This is a genomic window from Gardnerella vaginalis 1500E (assembly GCF_000263595.1).
GTDB classification, from domain to species: Bacteria; Actinomycetota; Actinomycetes; order Actinomycetales; family Bifidobacteriaceae; genus Bifidobacterium; species Bifidobacterium vaginale_E.
Genome location: NZ_ADES01000001.1, coordinates 140,888 through 159,721 on the forward strand (window position 1 = coordinate 140,888; position 18,834 = coordinate 159,721).

Genomic DNA, 18,834 nt, shown 5'->3' on the forward strand with positions numbered 1-18,834 from the left:
AATAAAAAATAGCATACAGAGAGAGTAGAAGATATGACTAGTTCTCGTGGTCCTCATCATAACGTAAGGCGGGTTCATGTTTCTCCAGGTTTATCGAATTCGCAGCAAGTTCCTCCTGTGTCACAGAACAACTTGTATCAACCTGCGTATTCGGGAATAGACTACGGTAATCAGACTGTTCCCGAGTATCAGCAGCAGTATGTGCAACAAAATCAGCAGAATTTACCTTCTCCGGAGCAGATTGCTCAAATGAGCGAGTCAGTTCGCAGTCAATTGTACGAACTGCTGATGCAACTACAAGGAAGTATTGCATACGCAGAGCAGCTCAAAAATTTAGAATTATCACAAGCTGCGCAAAGGGTTGAACAAACAAGAATACGAGTGGAGCAGTTAAGAAAACAGACTATTAATCAAGTAAACGAACGTTTTAGTAGTGAAACAGACAACGCAGTCAGTAGTTTTAAACAATCTTCTCTAAATATTTCACCATCTGTAATAACCTCACCTATTAACGATATAGTCGAAAAACTTAATGATAATGGCGGAAAACAGACTTTAACGCCTTTTATGAAGTTTGGCGACATTAACGTTCAAGGACAGACAGTTGCCGCACTAGCGCCATTTGCGTGTATGCGCAACTGGTTAATTAGTGGTGATAAAAATATTTCACAAGAGCTAATTTTTAATTCGCTTATTCGTATTGCTTCAATCGTGCCACTAAAGCATCTTCGAATTTTAGTTTTTGACCCTCGAATTTCTGCCGGATTAGGAGCATTAGCTCCTTTAAGAGCTATTAATGGAACTACTTTCCCACAAGCTTTTAGTGACGAAGATTCGTTTGCTGAAGCGTTGGAACATGCTATGCAATCTGCTGCTCGTAACGCGGAACGCATGTCTATTCAAGGCAAAAAAACTTTATTAGATTTATGGGCATCATCTAGCGTTCCAGAAGGAGAATTAGTAATTGCTGTTCTGCTTGATTATCCGTATGGTATTCAAGATAGATTAAAAAAAATATTGTGCAGAGCTGCAGAAGTAGGTCCTGCATCTGGGTTGTCAATTATTGTACAAAACACTTCAAATTCACCTTTTGAAGGCGATGAATTTACTAATAAATCTTCATTACTTCGCATGAAATGTAGCAAATCGTGCTGGTATTGCGAAGAATTCTTCAGTAAAAACGTTACTATTGCGCATGAGTCAATAATAAATTCAACGGTATTGTCAAAATTGATTGACGCGATTGCTGAGCAAGCTTCAAAAGTGCAAGGTCCTACGTATCCTTTGTACGATTTAATTAAGCCTATTATTGAAAAACCTTGGCAAGGTGATTCTACTGACAGTCTTGACGCGCTTATTGGAAAAAATGGTCAGCAGAATTTACTGGTTTCGTTTAGATCAGAAAATCCTCCTACGCCAAATATGCTTGTTGGCGGAGCTGTAGGTCAAGGTAAATCTAATCTTCTTCTCGATATTATTTTTGCGCTTACTAGTCAATATTCTCCAGATGAGCTTGAACTGCTTTTGCTTGATTTTAAGCGCGGTTTGGAATTTAAACGTTTCGATAAAGATGAAAATAATGAAGGCTGGATGCCTCATGTTAAAGTGCTTTCTTTGGAATCTAACCAGCAATTTGGTGTTGCAGTTCTTCGGTACGTTGAGAAAGAACTTGAACGGCGCTCACGAATGTTCAAAAATGCTGGTGCTCACTCAATTATTGACTATCGTCAACAAGGTAACAAACTTTCGCGAATGTTACTTATTATCGACGAATTCCATGTGCTGTTTGATGGAGACGACGAGAACGTTGAAGAAGCAGTGCGTTTGCTTGAGTTGATTGCAAAACAAGGACGTGCGTACGGTGTACATATTTTGCTGGCGTCTCAAACAACTTCTGGAATTTCTGGCTTGAGAGTAAAAGGTGAATCAATTTTTGCGCAGTTCCCGCTTAGAATGTCGCTAAAAAATACTGTGCAAGAATCGCAAGCTGTTCTTTCGCAACACAACACTGCTGCTGCTGAACTGACGTACCGTGGCGAAGTTATTTTCAACAAGAATTTCGGTCAAGATCCAGAAGGCTCAAATATTAAGGCTGTTGCAGCTTGGGTAGATTCTAATAAGTTTGAAAAAATTCAGCACAATTTGTGGTCTTTGCGCCACGACGAGCCTCCAATGGTATTTATTGGCAGCGATTATGCTTCTTGGGATAGTGCGCAAGTTAAGCAGATTAAACCACGCACGGACGATATGGTTGAAGCCTGGATTGGTAGACCTATTGCAATTACTAAAAAGCCGTATGTTGTTGAATTAGATACCGACACTAATCAAGGTATTGCAATGGTAGGTACGGGAGATCAAGAAGCGGCATCGGTAATTATTTCAGCAAGCGCAACCGTATTAAAAACGATTGGTAACAATGCGCACTTAGTTGTTCTTTGTGGTCTTAATAAAATTCCTGAGGAGATTTCGCAATTCTTCAATGACGTACGTAACAATGGTATTGACGTTACTTTTGTTCCGCGCAAAGAAGTACCTGAATATTTAGTTTCTACATTCTCACAAGTATTTTCCGATGGTGAAGAACACCCAACTTTGGTTTTGGGATTGGGAATTCAACGAATACCTGGAATGAGTAAAACTATTGTTAAATCTGAGTCGGATCCGGATATTGAGGATTTTAGTCTTGATTTTTCTGAGGATGAGCCGCTAAATACGGGAAACTCTGTGATTGAGAAGATTTGTCATGAGGGTGGTTTGCAGAAAATATTTTGTATTGGATGGTGGTCTAGTCTTCAAGGTGTTAGTGACACACTTGGCTATTCGCGATCCGGAATTGGCAAATATTTATTGCTTAAAACGGGCATAGATGATGCACGAGAAATTGCTGGACCGTTAATGAAGTTAACAGAGGATCATCCGCGAGTAACTGTGATTGATAAAGGCTCTGAAGAAGGAGCTGTAACGCTTGTGCCATTTTCTACTTTACCTGATGATTTTTGGGAGAATAAAAGATGATAGATATGATGCGTAATGCTATAAGTAGAACAAACACTACGGATATGAATCAGCAATATAGTACTTATTTGAATTCGCTGAACCAACTTTTAGCTTTTCCTCAGCGTCAGCAAAAAGAACTTAGTAATGCTTCCAGAATTGGTGCTGATGAATTGCATTCTGCAGAATCATATGAACGCGATTTGCAGCAATCTTGGAAAGAAATTGACCGTTTGCAGAGGGAGCTAAACGACAAAGTTGGAAGACTTTCTCAAGTAACTGGAGTATTCCTTCAAGAGCGTCCTCCTATTGTTCAGCACAATTCTTCTAAAGATTTGATTGTAGATTTTCGTAGTATGCTTCAGCGCGTGGAATCATTGAATTCTTCTCAATCATGGATTAATGAGCTAAATCGCAAAATTACTGCCGTAAACTATGTTCGTCCTGCGGCCCCAATTAGAACAATGCCAGTAACTAGCAGTAGTTCGACGCAATCGGATAATACTACACAGAATAAACCTAATACAAAAATGATGATTATTGCAGGCATAGCAATAGTTGCTGTAATTGTGGTAATCGCGGTAATAATGTTTTAAATGATTAGAAGTAAGGATACTGTATGGTACGTCAAGTAAGAATTGTAAACACTGACAATATGCAAACGCAAAATTTTGCTGATAGATTTTCTTTGCGAACTCCGCAGCAAAAAGATGATCAGTTTAAAGATGCTGACACTGAGGTAAAAACTTCTGCATGGGAACTTGAGAATAGACATGCTGTTCGTTCTCAGCAAATTTTGGAAGCGGTTCGCAGTCTTGATACAACCACTAACGAAACGTATAAACAGCAGATTATTGACCACATTGATGAATTATATAAGCAGCGTTTTGGTGGGCATCTTGTTGCGTTATTTGCAAAGTGCTACATTGGCTACCCCTACGTTGACCATTACGTTTCAATTGATGGTGCTATTGTTGAGCATTACAAAGACAGTGATACTGTGCCTCCACTATTCCAACCGGCTCGCAGTTTAGCGGCTTCTCCGCAATACGCTTATATTGAAATTTATTCGGATGGAGAAGTGGTTCCTATTGCTGAAGACGGCACGGAAAGATAATGAATTTCATAAAAAATAGTTAATCGAATGAGGTAGAACTTGCTATAATTTATAACATTGTTGCTATTTCGCGGCAGTGAATTGCCTTTTAAGAGAGGGAGACGACATGGAGGAAACTGTAGATCCTCGTGCGCTACAAAAGTATTTGGATAATATAACTTCATCTATTTACCAAGTTGACAGCAAAGTTAATCTTGTTAGCGGAGAAGTAAGTCGAGTTGGTAAAGATCTTAATGAAACACATTCTGAGTTAAAAAAGCTAAGCCAAGCCTTCTACGAATATGTTGATGCAGCTAAACGAGCTGCCAATGCTCAACGTGCAGAAACTAAGTTGGGTAATCTTAAAAGTGAGCTTGATCGACAGTACGGTCATTACGATAAAGTTCGTCGTACTTCGATTGGTGTTTTGCAAGCCTTTGATGTTGCTAACGTAAGTGACGCGGTTGTTTCTCACGTTTCAGAAGAATTGATGATTCAAAGTCCTCGATATTGGCTTGCTCCTGCGCTTGTTGCAGTCGCTGCTTGGAGTCGTAATGATAAAGAGATTGTAGAAAAGTCAGTTGAAGAAGCATTTAATAGAAACTCTGCAAAGACATCGTTGTTCTTCGCGCTAGTTTTGCGTCGTATGGGAAGAAACGAATCTGCGTTGCGTTGGCTTAGGCACTATTTGCAAAGCTGTGATTCTAAGGCGCTTACTCGTGAGTTTGCAGTAATTCTTGAAGCTGCAGCACAGGGTGCGTTTGGTAAAAATGGCGCGCAAATGCTTTCTGCGCAAATTAAAAAATGGAATGACGAACTGCGCTTAGACGACGATATTGTAAAATTGCAGGTGCAGGAATGGGTGCAGGAGCTCGAAAACAATCGCTCAATGTTGGCTCCTAACGAGTATAAGGAACTGCGTGATTGTTGCCCAGATTTCCATAAGTTGGTGGATATGCTTGAGGCTGCAACTTCTCTTGGCAACACGAGGGATAAGTATAAAGCTATAAAAGATGACACCACTACTACTCTTCAAGCATCTGCAGATATGCTTGATGATTTACTTGAGCAGTTGGTTACAGAATACGATGACGAAGAGTTGCCGTTAAGACGAGAAGTAGCTTATAACGAGGCTATTGTTGAAACTGATGGCGATATGGAAAAGGCTGAAAAGAAGGCAGATCAGTACAAGCGAGCTTTGGAAGAAACGGTTGATGCTGTTACTTTGCAAACTCGAACTGCAATCTCTCCTGATTTGATGGGTGTTTCTGTACAAACTCAGAAGGTTTCTACTGGCGCAGGTCAAAAAGATTTCTTAGCAGCTTTGAATGAGTATACAAAGAATTATCGTTCTAAAACGGTTACTTCGGTGCGAATTGTTCTTGATAAGAAACATTCAAAATTAGCTGAACAATATAATTTTGTTGGTTATACTGGTGAAACTAGAGAAAATGAAAATGTTGCTTTTAACAATCTTCATCACGCCTGGGATGAAACTTTTGACGAATATATAAAAAAGTTGCAGTTCAATAATGATGAACTTATTAAGCCTATTATATTTTCTGTTATTGGTGTCGTTATTCTTTTCATCTTGCACCTTGCAGCTTTTGCATTTTTCGTTGCTTTTGCATGTGTAGCCGGTATAGCTATTTGGGCTAGTAACAAAAAGAAGAAGGCAGATGAGGCTGTTGCGGAAGCCTTGAAGAGTAAAGAAGAAGCTTTTAAAATTTCAAGGCTTCATTTAGCAGCTGCTCGTGCCGCTTTCGTTGACATTCAATTCGAATATCAGGAACTTAATAAAGATGAAGAAGGATTAAGGAATTTGATTGAAACTTGGCCTACTGCAGAACCTTCATCAAACGAATCTCAAGAGGAAGAGAAATAACGATGGACAACACTAATCTTAACAATTACCAGCACGGCCAACCATCTCAAGAACAAGGTGGGCAGCAAGATAACAGCGCACAGCAGGGTAATAATGTTCAGCCAAATAGCGGTGCTCAACAAGTGAATAATAATCAAGGATATGATGCAAATAATGCGCAATCTGTAGCGGATAATGCTAATTATTATTCTCAATCAACGCAGTCTCAATCGCCGTATCCTAATCAGTCTACTTACTCTAATGGCGCGTATGATTATTCGTATAATTATTCAGCTACTAATCAATATGGTAATGTGCAGGATAATCAAGGCTATCCTTCGCAACAGTCTTACGGAGCGCAGTATGATAATTCGCAAGCTGGATATTCGCAATATAGTACTGATAATTCTGGGTATGGTTCTACGTATGGTTCCTCAAATGAATCTTCGTACGGATCTACTAATTCTAATTATTATGTAAATAATTCGCAGTCTACTTACGGTTCTGCTTCCAATTACGGTTCGTATTCTACGTATGATGCTCCTAATCAGATGAGCGCTTCTGATCAACAGGGTGCTTCTTCTCAGAATCCTGCCGGTGTAGAAACTGGTGCTCCTAATCGGGATAACGCGCCAGTTCAAGAAAATGTTGCGGATAAGTCTTCAGGTCCGAAGCATGCAGAATCTAAGTCAGAAGAACCTAAGAGTGCGGAAGATAATACTGTTGCAAGTGAATCTGCAACGAGTGTGTTTGACGCAAGTACTCCTGTAGCAAGCCAGTCTTCGTACGCCGTGTCAAATACAGCAGTTAGTCCTGATTTAGCAGCTTCGAATAACATGACTTCTAGCACTACTACTTATGAGCAATACGGTACTCAATATGCTTCTTCTGTTAATTCTCCTGTGAATGGCGGAATGCAGGGAATGAGCAATACAATGCCGGGTGCTCCTATGAACGGTGGTATGCAGGGAGCGCAGGGTGGTATGCCAGGAATGAACAATATGGTTCAGCGTCCAGGTGCTCGTAGGCGTCCACGTTTTGTTCCTAAACCAAAACGTGAAGAAGACGCATCATTTGTTGAACGCAGGAATCTTCTTACCGCAACCGCCTCTAGTGCAAAACACCAGATAACTCGTGAACGAAAAATAGCTGGCAACTTGCCTGATTGGGATCCGTTGCCACCTAGCGAAATCCTAATTACTCGATGAAAATAGAGGTAAATAATGTCTGAAGATGTTTATTCTGCTTGGGTGAATAGGTTAAGTGCTTTTGCTGATGATCCAAATACTTCGTTAGTCGGATTGCCGGAGATTACGGTTGATACTTTCCCATCATCAACATTTGAGCGTTTGATGAAGCATATTAATAGAGCAGAAAATAAAGTTATGGAGCGCTGGGATACAGAATTATCCAGAGGTATACAGAATGCTTCTGACGCGCATGAGCTTTCCAACGCAATATTGCATTCTCGCAAATTGTTGGCGCGAAGAATAGCTCTAGATAATCATCCTAGTTTGCCGGAAGTTTTACGTTCTAATCTCATGAAAAACGCAACTGCTGATATTAATAATCTGCAAAAAGACTTGGAGAAAAATGTTAGCAAAAGTACGGATTCTTGGGGTGTAAATTCGAGCGATCAACTTTTGGAAATAGTGAGAACTTCTCCTCTTACTGCAGTGCTTAACGAAAATTATCAAAATAATGATGCTATTATGCAAGTAATCAATCAAGCGGAGAATTATTCTCAACAACCAGATTCTTCTGAAGAAGATAATAACGCAAACAATGGCGGTTTGAAAGGTTTCTTTGGCTGGTTGTTTGGTAGTTCAAGGTAGGTTATATGCCAAATTATGCTGGAACGAGGAAAATTGTTGAGCAATTTTTGAAAGCTCGCGTCCCTCTAATTGTTATTAACTCAGTAGAACCAAGTCGCGTTGCTGAGTTGCTTAGCGATATTGCTAGTGAGTTGCGCTCGCTGCCATTCTTTGAGTTTTCTGCAACTGAAGGTTTGGTCGAATTGTTGTCTAGAAAGCAAATGTCTGACGATTATTCGCTGGTAGGAGCTTTAGATACTGCAAAGCAAACATTTAAGACTCGCCAGAATGTGAATTATATTTTCAGCGATCTTGATGGTATTGAAAGTGATACAACAACAGCTCGTCATTTTGCGCAAATGGTTCGTCTTGCAGAGCCTCACCAAGGTTCGATGATTTTGATTGTTGACAAGCCTGTTTGGAGCGGATTGTCGCGACTTGGCATGACAACTTCACTAGATTTGCCAGATATTGATGAATTGTACGATGTGCTGTCGGAAACTATTGAGACTAATCGTATGAACGTGCGCATTGACTGGCAGCATGATGAAATTCGTAGAGCTGCAGAAATTTTGCTCGGTGTTACCGAAGCAGAAGCGGTTAATGTGCTTGCAACGCTTATTGCTAAAGGGTTTATTACCAACGAAGACATTCCTGAATTGTCTAAATTCAAGGATCGTATTTTTGGCAATATGACAGGTATTGAGCGCATTAAGTTGCAAGATGATTATCAAGTTGGCGGCCTTTCCAACCTTAAGTCTTGGCTTAAAAAACGCGAAGCGCTTATTAAATCAGATTTGACTAATTCTCCGCTGCACCCGCCTAAAGGTGTACTGCTTTGTGGTGTTCCTGGCTGCGGTAAATCACTTTCTGCTAAGGCAATAGCACATGAGTGGGAGTTGCCATTGTACAGGCTTGATATGGGTTCTGTGCTAGGCATGTATGTTGGAGAATCAGAGTCTAATCTTCGCGAAGCTTTGGCTGCTGCAGATCGAGTTGCGCCATGCGTATTGTGGATTGACGAGATTGAAAAAGGTCTTTCCGGTTCAAATGGTGACAGTGGTGGCGGAGTGGCTAAGCGATTAGTTGGCCAGTTCCTATTCTGGCTGCAAGAGTCTACGTCTAAAGTATTCCTTGTTGCTACAGCTAATGACGTTTCGTCTTTGCCTCCTGAATTACTTCGTAAAGGTAGATTCGATGAAATATTCTTCGTTGATTTGCCGACGGAAGATGAGCGTGCGGAGATTCTTCGCCTTTGCTTTACGAAATATGCAAAAGTATGCCCAGATCCTTCTTTGATTAACGAATTGGTGGAGCTTTCGGATGGTTTTGCAGGTTCGGATATTGATGCTGTTGTGCACGATATTGCTTCTGACATGTTTGCAAATCATTCCGTTATGCTTCCTGACGAAGGCTACATAATTGACGTGTTTAAGAACGTTGTTCCATTTTCTAAGTCCAATCCTGAAGAAGTTGCTGCTATTCGCGACTGGGGCAATAATCGTGCAGTGCCGGCTGGTGAAAAACGACAGGATATTCAGCAGCAAACTGTTTCTACTGGTCGCAGAGTTATTATGTAAATTGGTTTATAAAATTGGAAAAAATTTTAATTTCAACAATTTTAGGAAAAAGGAGCAGTTATGTCTCAGTTAAGTCAGCTTAAGCAGCAGATTGAAGCAATTGGCAATGCGGCTCAAAAAGCTGGTAGCGGTTTGGAAAGTTTTTCATCAAACTTTAGAAGCCAAATACAAAGCGTGCAGTCCACTATGGGAGGTTCTGCGCAAGGCAAAGATCAGAAGATTATTAGCGATCTTCAAAGTGCGTCTTCTGCAGTAACGCGTGCGGCGCAAGCTTTGCAAACTGCTGCTCGAACAGCTAAGAGTTACGGCTCTTCACTGTAATTCCTGTTGCTGTTAAAGTTTCAATACTAGCTTTTACTACAATGTCGGCTCAAAAAGATTCTGCTAAATTGCAAGAAGCTAAATCGAAGCTTTCGGCTTCGTTATCGGCTATGAATACTCTTTCCCAGTTTTCTCGATTGCGCAGCCAAATAGATTCGGTAATAAGTGGCACTAACCAATCTGGAAAGTACCGCGAAATAATAGGGAATATCGAAGAGGTTGCTAACGCGCAAAGAACAGTTTGCAATTCAATCCAAAGCAATATTAAAGAAACCGATATGGCTATACAACGAGCTTTGGAACGAGAACGCGAAGAAGAGAAAGCACGGCGTCAAAAAGAGCGCAGGTAGTCTATGTCTAGGATTCAACAAGTTGCCAACAATACGCGCATATTAGCTGCCAAAGCGCCTAATTTTATGCGAAGTGTGCAGGATGCGACGTTAAAGCTTACGCATGCTGCGGAATTGATAGCAATGACGCGTGAAAGTGGTCTTGCAAATAGCGTTGAAGCTACTAGAAGCGGCATAGATCCAATTATGAACAATATTGCCTACTTTCAAAAGAATGCTAAAAGCTTTGCGGATAATCTCGCTTCAGGCGAAGAATCTGGTTCAGGAGGCAGCAGTACGGATACGGCCGGCGTGCACGGAGTTTTGAGCGAAGTTCAAGAAAATGGCGATACTGTTATTACACGAGTAGATCCAAAAACGGGTAATGAACTCCGCTGGTATATGAATAAGAATGGGCAAGCGTATAAAGCCGAAGCAACTATAAGGAAGAAATCAGATGAAGGAAGAACTTCAGCAGAATCTAGATTAACTAGAGAAGTAGGAAACCGTACGCGCGGAGAATATGATGATGATGGCGGGCATATTTTTGCTGCGATGTTCGCTGGCTCAAATGGGGAAATAAATCTTGTTCCGCAGGACTACCACGTAAATCGTGCAGCGTATTTAGAAAGAGAAAAGGCAGTACAGCGTTTATTGGATGAAGGGCATCCGGTTAAAATCACCATAGATTTGGAATACAAAGGGGATAGCACTAGACCTGACGCATTCATATATGGTTATGAGTCTGAAAAAGATGGTAGGCCATTGACGGATGTGACTTATATTGAAAATGGGGAATTTTAAAATCTTTATAAAATTACAAAGAAAAGGTAAACAATTATGGATAATTCAAATACAACGCAAGAAGAGTGGACTGAAAAAGACGAATTGATGATGGAATTGTCTACAAAAATAATTGATGACTGTACTTCTCAATACGACAATGTTCAAGATTGTGGTCTTTTGATTGATATAGAAGAAGGTGCAGTGTCTGCAGCGGGATTCGCAAATGCGAATGATAAAAAGGAAGGCTGGCCTGTAAAAAACTTAAGTATATTTCATAAGTCGAAAGAATTGTGGAAAAAAATGGATAAAAAATGGTGCAGTGCATTCTTCTGCGCAGATTTAAAATCAGGAAAGTTTAATGTTAATTTTCTAACTAAAGAAACAATGACATGGCGAAAATCTGTATTCGATCACGTTGGAGAATGGACGTATTACTTAAATCAAATAAAAGAATTGCGTGGAGAATCTGATTAAATTTAGCTTTTCTGTGTTTAACAATACCAAGCTAAACTAAAATTCGCTAAATCACACGTCGTAACGCCAACTTTTATCCGTAATAACGCGGGCTACAGCAAGACCAATAGGCAAGCAAATAATCACCATAAAAGCGCGGAAAGTCCAGTCTAATGCAGGAAGCGTGTGGAATTGGCCAAGATAAAACATTGCGCGATACATATAAAGTCCCGGAACCATAATCACAATTGAAGGAACCGTAAGACCTATTCGCGGATAACCCAAGTATTGAGGCGCAAAGCCGTGACGAACAATAGCGCGCCAAGTAGAAGCCAGCAAGCCAGCAAGCAAAGCTCCAGTGAAAGCCGCAATTTCGGCAGCAATACCGAAGTCTGTCATAGTTAAGCGCAGAGTATCCGTAATAGCTCCAATAACTCCTGCAACTATGCACATGCGCTGTGGAGAATTAAACAGCACAGAGAAGCCCCACACGCCAGCAAAGGCCGTAATAAGTCGAAGAACTGCGTTAAGCCAAGGGTTTAATCCAAGAGGAGGGAAACCTTGAGGATTAAGCTGCACAATGCTTGCAACAGTCCAGCCTGCAAGTGTTCCCATCAAAATAATCGCAAGCGTATAACACAGACGTTGAATTCCGGAAGGGAAATCTATTTTTGCAATATCTAGGCCGCCTGTAATAAGTGGGAAGCCTGGAATAACAAATAATACTGAGCCAATATATGCGGTTGTGTGATTTAATGCGCTTGGGTCGAAGTAGCCAATAAGTTGCAGAGAACCTATGCACGAAAGTGCGCCGATTGCAACCGCAACGAATGTGACTACAAATTGGTTAAGATGATGCATGAACATGCGGCGACGAATATAATGGCCAATTCCTGCACCAATAAAAGCGCCGATCATGTCGTAAAGGCCACCGCCAAGCAAGAAAGCAAAGGATGCGCAAGCTATTGCGGAAGCAAGACCTGCAAACCAAGGTTTATAAAGTGGCTTGCGATTTTTAATCAAATCGAGGCGGTCGTGCACTTCGCGAACAGTAAGAGGATGATTATTTTCATCTTCCTTATTGCTGTTTTCTGTAATTTTTTGAACATGCGAAAAATGTTCAGCGTAAGCGTTTTCTGGCTGTAGAGCGAAAATTCCTCGCGGCTTTTCTTTTTTGATTGCTTCTTGTAAAGCTTGTTTTTCTGCTTTTTTTGCAGCATTTTCTTCCGACTGTTTAGCTGTTTGTACAATATCGCGCTCAACGTCGCTTTCTTGAAGAGTATCAACTAATTCTTTAGAAACAGCTGCTTTAGAGTGATACAAAGAATCGTTGCCAAGTTTAACGTTAAACCAGTCAGCAAAATGCTCCAAAAGCCAAATGCGCTCAGTGTTTACGCCAGTGGTTGGAAGATCTACAACTTCAGTAATGCGCTCATGCTTATCTGTGCAAGTTGCTTCAATATCCGTGAGATTTACGTCTGCTCGAACGTGAACGCCCATCGGTTCGCCGATTCTATGCATAAGTTCGCGAACACGGTAGCTTCCGGTTCCTGCTCCTAATCCGAGCGCGCCGACGCGAATAATAATGCTTGATTTTGCAGCTATGCAGGCTTCGGTAACAGGCTTATCCCAATCGCGCTCAACATCGTCCATGTCGAGCGGAATAGCATGAGTATGAAAACGTCCAGAAGGTTTTCCTACTACGTGTCCTGTTGGAAGAATTTCCGGATTGTTATTGCAACTGTTGCTGTAATTAGCATTGCAATTATCACAACTATTGCAATTATGGACGTTTGCATTATTGCAAGTATTATTGTCTTCGTTGCTATCTACTGTGCTCACAATTTTTCAGTATACGCCCCCTGTTACCTAGTAAATTTTTGTTAACGAAATACTATTTATGCTACGTCCGGTGGTAGTTTCAAAATTAACTTGGTATTTCGCTGTAAACAAGGCTGTGGGCTTGCAACTTTTGACCTAAATAACCGCGGAGGAGCCGCGGAAGTCAGATGACCGAGCAACCTTATTTACTGGCGCAAGGAGGTCTGATGACAGAAGAAAATCAGCAGGTTACTCCAGCGGACGCAACTATTGTTACGTCTGGCTTGGGGCGAAAAGGCCCAGAGGAGCGTGACCTTCCAGCATCGCTCAAGCAAGACATGGATTTGTGCTTGCATATTCTTCGCGATGTTCTTGGTGAATTCGATGAAAAATTACTAGCAGTATTCGACGACGTGCGTTTGAATGCTGTTGAAGCTAGTGCCGCGCATTTTGCACAAATGGTAGATGCAAAAGTAACAGCTGACGATGGCTTGAGTAAGGCTGTTAGCAAGATCAACGGAATGAATTTGCATGATACTCAGCTTCTGGCGCGCGCTTTTGCAACATACTTCCATTTAGCAAACTTGTGCGAAGAGAATTATCGAGTTTCTGTACTTCATCAGCGTGAATGTGAAGTTGAGGATTCGTTACCGGTTGATCCAGTTAACGAATTAACTTGCGCGTATCACAAGTTACTTACTGAAATGAGCCCTGCCGAAGCGAAAGAATTGCTTGCAAAACTTGAGTTCCATCCTGTATTTACTGCGCACCCAACTGAAGCTCGTCGTAAGGCTGTAGCTGGAAAGATTCGTAGAATTTCGCAATTATTAAGCGAACATCATCGTTTAGGTGGATCTGACAAGCGTGAAAATTATCGTCGTCTGTATAACGAAATTGACGCTCTTCTTAGAACTTCGCCAATTGCTTTGAAGAAGCCAACTCCAGTTGAAGAAGCTGACACTATTCTTGACATTTTCGACGCTACATTATTTGACACTATTCCAGTCGTGTATCGTCGATTTGACGATTGGCTGCTCGGTAAGAAGGCTGGTTTGGTGCCGCCTCGCTGCCCTGCATTCTTCCACCCAGGAAGCTGGATTGGATCTGATCGAGATGGCAACCCTAATGTGACAGCTAAAGTGAGCCGCCAAGTCGCTCGAAAGTTTAGCGATCACGTGCTTGCAGCTTTGGAAAATCGCACGCGCGAAGTTGGCAAATGCTTAACTATGGAAACGCGCACAACTCCTCCAAGCGTGGAGCTACTTGAGTTGTGGAATCGTCAGCGCGAAATGAGCGAACAGCTTACAGAAAGCGCTTCAGATGTTTCTAATAGTGAGCCGCATCGTGCTGTAATGCTCGTAATGGCTGACCGTTTGCACCGCACTATTAGCCGCGATACGGATTTGATGTATCATTCTTGCGAAGATTTTATTGAAGATTTGCAAATTGTGCAGCGCTCTTTGGCAGAAGGTGGAGATCCTCGAGCAGCTTATGGTCCTTTGCAGGATTTGATTTGGCAGGCTCAAACCTTTGGATTCCACATGGTTGAGATGGAATTCCGTCAGCATTCTCTCGTGCATTCTCGCGCTTTGGAAGATATTCGCGAACACGGATTGCACGGAGAGCGCGGACCGCTTCAGCCAATGACTCGAGAAGTGCTCGACACCTTCCGCGCTTTGGGAGCAATCCAAAAGCGCAACGGCATGCGTGCTGCTCGACGCTACATTATTTCCTTCGCAAAATCTGCTCAGCATGTGCGTGACGTATTTGAGCTAAATCGTCTTGCTTTCGCTCACCCACAGGATGCGCCAACAATCGACGTTATTCCACTGTTTGAGCAGTTGGAAGATTTGCAAAATTCTGTAAACGTGCTTGAGGAGATTATTAAAATTCCTGAAGTGCAGGCTCGTCTTAAGGCTACTGGCCGCAAGATGGAAGTTATGCTCGGCTACTCGGATTCATCCAAGGACGCTGGCCCTACTTCCGCAACGCTTGCTTTGCACTCTGCTCAGGAGCGTATTGCTCAGTGGGCTAAGAAGCATGATATTGATTTGACACTATTCCATGGCCGCGGTGGCGCTGTTGGTCGAGGTGGCGGTCCTGCAAACCGTGCAGTGCTTGCTCAGCCTGTTGGGTCCGTCAACTGCCGATTTAAGCTTACTGAACAAGGTGAGGTTATTTTTGCGCGTTACGGAAATCCAGTTTTGGCTATTCGCCACGTCGAATCCGTTGCTTCCGCAACTTTGCTGCAATCTTCGCCAAGTGTTGAAAAAACTAACACTGATATGACGAAGAAGTACGCGGATATGGCTGCAAAGCTTGATATTGCAGCTCACGAGCGCTTCCTTGATTTGCTGCAAACGGATGACTTTACTCCATGGTTCTCTACAGTTACGCCGCTTAGTGAAATCGGTTTGCTACCAATCGGCTCTCGCCCAGCTAAGCGCGGTTTGGGTGCTAAGTCTTTGGACGATTTGAGAACAATTCCGTGGGTGTTCTCCTGGGCTCAGGCTCGAATCAATTTGGCAGCATGGTACGGTTTGGGTACAGCTTGCGAAAAGTTTGGCGACTTGGAAACTTTGCGCAGAGCTTACGAAGAGTGGCCACTGTTTAGTACGTTTATTGACAATATTGAGATGTCTTTGGCTAAGACGGATGAGCGTATTGCTCGCATGTACTTAAGCCTTGGAGATCGCGAAGATTTAAGCGATAAAGTACTTTCGGAAATGCAGCTTACTCGCAAGTGGGTTTTGCAAATAGTCGACGACAAGTGGCCTTTGCAGCATCGTCACGTGCTCGGCCAGGCTATTCGCGTGCGCTCGCCTTACGTGGACGCGCTTTCTGTAATCCAATCTCTTGCATTGCACAAGCTTCGTAACAAGGTAGACAAAGAAGAGCTTAGCGAAAGCCAGCAGGCAGAGTTCATCTACCTTATTCTTTGCACTGTTTCCGGTGTTGCTGCCGGCTTGCAGAATACTGGATGATATTTAATAAATACTAAATCAAGAAGGCTCTCGTATTTGCGAATTGCAATACGGGAGCTTTTTTGATACTTAAGCTTTGATACTTAAGCTTTGATAGTAATCTTAAATATTCTTAAACAAAAATTCTTATTTACTACGAAAGATACAATATATTCTAAGTCAAAAAATTTTAAACTTTAAGCAACTAAAAAATATTGCCAATGCCAATGTAGGAGGTAATAATGCAAGACGCAATCAGCGAAGATTTTGCTAATGAAGATTCAGTTTTAGCTACATCGGTATTAAGCGCAATGCTTGCTGGGAATCGCAAATTTGCAGAAGGCGATTCGGCGCATGCAGGCGTAAATTCACAAGTGCGCATGAAACTTATTGATGGCCAACATCCTGGAGCTGTTGTGCTTTCGTGCGCAGATTCTAGAGTTGCTCCAGAATTTATATTCGACGCTGGTTTAGGAGATATTTTTTCTGTGCGCACAGCTGGAGAAGTGTTGGATGATGCTGTGATTGCATCTTTAGAATACGCTGTAAGCGATTTGGGAGTAAAAGTGTTGCTTGTGCTTGGCCATGAGCATTGCGGTGCAGTACAAGCCGTTTTGCCGAATGTGCAAAAGCTGGTTTCTAAATACGGCGAAGATGAAACAAGCGAAATAATTGAGTCTAGCGAGTCAATATTGCTGCGTTCTTTAGGACCTGCTGCGCTCGCAGGTGTTGAAGAAGATTTAGATACGAATGATATTGAGCGTATTCACGTGTCTAATATCTTGGCTGAAATTTGCGAAAAATCACAAATAATTCGCGAAGCTGTTTTCAAAGACGCTTTAATGCTTGTTGGAGCAAGGTATCGAATGAGTGATGGCTTGGTGGAAGTGTTGTCATGCTAAAACCAGGAAAAGCAGAAAAAGCAGTGAAGGTAGTAAAGCAGGCAAAACCAGCAAATTCTGCAAATTATCTTTTTTTGATCGCAGGAGTGCCTTTTGCGGCTCTTATTATTGCCATGGCCCCTGCTTTACAATTGCGCTACCCTTGGCTTCTTATTGACACCACTGTTCGAGGTGTTGCTGGCTTACTTTTGCAAGCAATCCCCTTCACTCTTATTGGTGTTCTTGTTTCTGCTGCTGTGGAAACTTGGGTAACGGCTGATTTTATTGAAAAACATGCTCCAAAATCTATTGCAAACGGTTTTTTAGCTGCCATAATTGCTGGAGTATGTGTGCCTGTGTGCGACTGTGTGGTTGTGCCAACATTTTCTAGACTGGTTGCAAGAAAATTGCCGCTTCCTTGCGCAATAACTTTCCTTTGTGCTGTTCCTGTTGTAAATCCTGTGTCTGTTTTAGCGACTTGGTACGCTTTTGCTGATGCGCCGGCTGTAGCCGTTATGCGCGTTGCTTTAGGAGTTGGTATTGCGTTATTAGTTGGATTAAGTTTTGCAATATTTCCGCCAAAATCATCTGTTTTGCGTAACGAAAATTTATTAAAAAATAATCTTAAATCAAAATGTTCTTGTGAACTAAATTGTGGCTGCAATCATGAAGAAAATCAAAATTCTTCAGAACAGTTAAAGACGCAAAATCGCACAAAATCAAGTATTTGCGCGCAAATAAAGCTATACATAAAGCATATTCATGAAGATTTTTTGAAACTTTTACCAATTATTGTGTGCGGAACTATTGTTGCTTCTGTTATACGAGCTTGGTTAGGGGCGGATCCTGCTTCCAGAATACAAGCTAACAATATTTGGATTGCAATACCTGCAATGATGGCTATTGCATATTTCAGCTCGTTGTGCTCAAGTTCGGATGCTGTAATTGCTAGAAGTTTAGCTGCTTCTTTACCAATGTCTTCCGTTTTAGTATTTTTGCTATTCGGACCAATGCTAGATTTAAAAAATACTCTTATGCTTATTTCTGATTGCCGCGGCAAATTCGTATTGCGCTTAACGCTATCAATTGCAGGAGTTTGCCTTCTAGCTTCACTATTTTCTAACTGGGCTTGGGGGTTCATGCTATGAAAAATACAAGTTCTGTTAGTAAAGAAAATAAAAAGCGTAATCGTATTACTTTTGCAAAAATATTAGAATCTTTTGTGCTTCTATGTTTAGCAGCAGTTATTGCCACAGTAACTTTAAGTGGACAGTACACGCTTTTTACCACTCCTCGAGCGTTCATATATTTGATAATTGCAGCCGTCCTGCTTTTAGTTTTAGCATTTTGTGCCGCGTTGGGATGGTTTGATGTTTCTGCACGAGATTCTTGGAAAATGCTAGTTTCTTTAGCACTTCCTGCTCTGCTAATTATTATTCCGCTGCAGTCGTCGCAAAGATTTAGCGCTGGCGGTTTTGACCGTTATGCAGGAGGCAGGGCTATTGCTATTCGAAGCCACAATTCGAAACTTTTTGGGTTGAGTGAAAAATCTCGTGAAATAAAAGTAAAAAACGATGATTTCGGCTTATGGTATGACGAAATCGACCATAATATTTCAAAATATGAAGGCTATACGGTTATGATTACAGGGTTTGTAAGTCGTGATACTACTTTAGGAGCAAATCAGTTTCGTTTATCTCGTCAACTCATGTCTTGCTGCATTCTAGATATGTCTCCTTTTGGTTTAGTTGCAAACTATAAAAATGCCAACAAACTTCACGAACATGAGTGGGTTATGCTTCGCGCCCGCGTTTCTAGGGGGAGCATAGGAGTTAAAGGATACCAACGTTTCGGTGTTGTACTAAAAGTTATATCGTTAAAATCTGCTAAAGCGCCAACTGGATATTTTTACCGTCCGTAATAATTTTCTAC

At 41.6% G+C, this 18,834-nt stretch carries 16 protein-coding genes; 15 read left to right on the plus strand and 1 reads right to left on the minus strand.

Going from position 1 to position 18,834, the window contains the following annotated elements; genetic code table 11:
* Window positions 1-33 precede the first annotated feature (33 nt).
* From CGSMWGV1500E_RS05380 to CGSMWGV1500E_RS05345, 11 genes are all read left to right on the plus strand, one after another.
* Entirely contained in the window at window positions 34-3,015 is a 2,982-nt protein-coding gene (locus CGSMWGV1500E_RS05380) for an FtsK/SpoIIIE domain-containing protein (RefSeq protein WP_004126605.1), read from the plus strand.
* Window positions 3,012-3,590: a hypothetical protein gene (locus CGSMWGV1500E_RS05375; RefSeq protein ID WP_004126609.1), complete on the plus strand. Its 579-nt coding sequence runs from the start codon at window positions 3,012-3,014 to the stop codon at window positions 3,588-3,590. The genes CGSMWGV1500E_RS05380 and CGSMWGV1500E_RS05375 overlap by 4 nt, the downstream gene beginning before the upstream one ends.
* A 23-nt stretch (window positions 3,591-3,613) precedes the next feature.
* A complete protein-coding gene (locus tag CGSMWGV1500E_RS0106010) occupies window positions 3,614-4,111 on the plus strand; it encodes a hypothetical protein (RefSeq protein ID WP_004126612.1) in 498 nt (165 codons plus the stop codon).
* Between the two features lie 106 nt (window positions 4,112-4,217).
* Window positions 4,218-5,975, plus strand: coding sequence for a hypothetical protein (locus CGSMWGV1500E_RS0106015; protein ID WP_004126615.1), 1,758 nt, complete (start codon window positions 4,218-4,220; stop codon window positions 5,973-5,975).
* A gap of 2 nt (window positions 5,976-5,977) precedes the next feature.
* Window positions 5,978-7,162: a hypothetical protein gene (locus CGSMWGV1500E_RS06180; protein ID WP_004126618.1), complete on the plus strand. Its 1,185-nt coding sequence runs from the start codon at window positions 5,978-5,980 to the stop codon at window positions 7,160-7,162.
* Between the two features lie 15 nt (window positions 7,163-7,177).
* Window positions 7,178-7,789 carry a hypothetical protein gene (locus CGSMWGV1500E_RS05370; RefSeq protein ID WP_004126621.1) on the plus strand — a complete coding sequence of 204 codons (612 nt, stop codon included), beginning with the start codon at window positions 7,178-7,180 and terminating at the stop codon, window positions 7,787-7,789.
* Window positions 7,790-7,794: 5 nt separating this feature from the next.
* Complete coding sequence (locus CGSMWGV1500E_RS05365) at window positions 7,795-9,348, plus strand: AAA family ATPase (RefSeq protein WP_004126624.1); 1,554 nt, start codon at window positions 7,795-7,797, stop codon at window positions 9,346-9,348.
* A gap of 60 nt (window positions 9,349-9,408) precedes the next feature.
* Window positions 9,409-9,669, plus strand: a complete 261-nt coding sequence (locus CGSMWGV1500E_RS05360) for a hypothetical protein (protein ID WP_004126628.1) — start codon at window positions 9,409-9,411, stop codon at window positions 9,667-9,669.
* Window positions 9,670-9,710: 41 nt separating this feature from the next.
* Window positions 9,711-10,019, plus strand: a complete 309-nt coding sequence (locus tag CGSMWGV1500E_RS05355) for a hypothetical protein (protein ID WP_004126631.1) — start codon at window positions 9,711-9,713, stop codon at window positions 10,017-10,019.
* Window positions 10,020-10,022: 3 nt separating this feature from the next.
* On the plus strand, window positions 10,023-10,802 hold the full coding sequence (locus CGSMWGV1500E_RS05350; RefSeq protein ID WP_004126634.1) for a DNA/RNA non-specific endonuclease: 780 nt from the start codon (window positions 10,023-10,025) through the stop codon (window positions 10,800-10,802).
* 36 nt (window positions 10,803-10,838) lie between these two features.
* Window positions 10,839-11,258 carry a hypothetical protein gene (locus CGSMWGV1500E_RS05345; RefSeq protein WP_004126636.1) on the plus strand — a complete coding sequence of 140 codons (420 nt, stop codon included), beginning with the start codon at window positions 10,839-10,841 and terminating at the stop codon, window positions 11,256-11,258.
* Window positions 11,259-11,309: 51 nt separating this feature from the next.
* Here the strand turns inward: CGSMWGV1500E_RS05345 and CGSMWGV1500E_RS05340 are convergent, their stop codons facing one another.
* Window positions 11,310-13,079, minus strand: a complete 1,770-nt coding sequence (locus CGSMWGV1500E_RS05340; RefSeq protein ID WP_004126639.1) for a threonine/serine ThrE exporter family protein — start codon at window positions 13,077-13,079, stop codon at window positions 11,310-11,312.
* Window positions 13,080-13,285: 206 nt separating this feature from the next.
* Between CGSMWGV1500E_RS05340 and CGSMWGV1500E_RS05335 the strand changes: the two genes are divergently transcribed.
* The 4 genes from CGSMWGV1500E_RS05335 (at window position 13,286) to CGSMWGV1500E_RS05320 (ending at window position 18,823) form a co-directional block, all read left to right on the plus strand.
* The gene (locus tag CGSMWGV1500E_RS05335) at window positions 13,286-16,042 is read left to right on the plus strand and encodes a phosphoenolpyruvate carboxylase (protein WP_004126642.1); all 2,757 of its coding nucleotides are present in this window, start codon (window positions 13,286-13,288) and stop codon (window positions 16,040-16,042) included.
* Between the two features lie 221 nt (window positions 16,043-16,263).
* Window positions 16,264-16,923 (plus strand): carbonic anhydrase, encoded by a 660-nt coding sequence (locus CGSMWGV1500E_RS05330; protein ID WP_004126651.1) that lies wholly within the window; start codon window positions 16,264-16,266, stop codon window positions 16,921-16,923.
* Complete coding sequence (locus CGSMWGV1500E_RS05325) at window positions 16,917-18,050, plus strand: permease (RefSeq protein WP_004126652.1); 1,134 nt, start codon at window positions 16,917-16,919, stop codon at window positions 18,048-18,050. Before CGSMWGV1500E_RS05330 ends, CGSMWGV1500E_RS05325 begins: the two co-directional genes overlap by 7 nt.
* A complete protein-coding gene (locus CGSMWGV1500E_RS05320) occupies window positions 18,047-18,823 on the plus strand; it encodes a TIGR03943 family putative permease subunit (protein ID WP_004126653.1) in 777 nt (258 codons plus the stop codon). The genes CGSMWGV1500E_RS05325 and CGSMWGV1500E_RS05320 overlap by 4 nt, the downstream gene beginning before the upstream one ends.
* The last annotated feature ends 11 nt before the right edge of the window (window positions 18,824-18,834 follow it).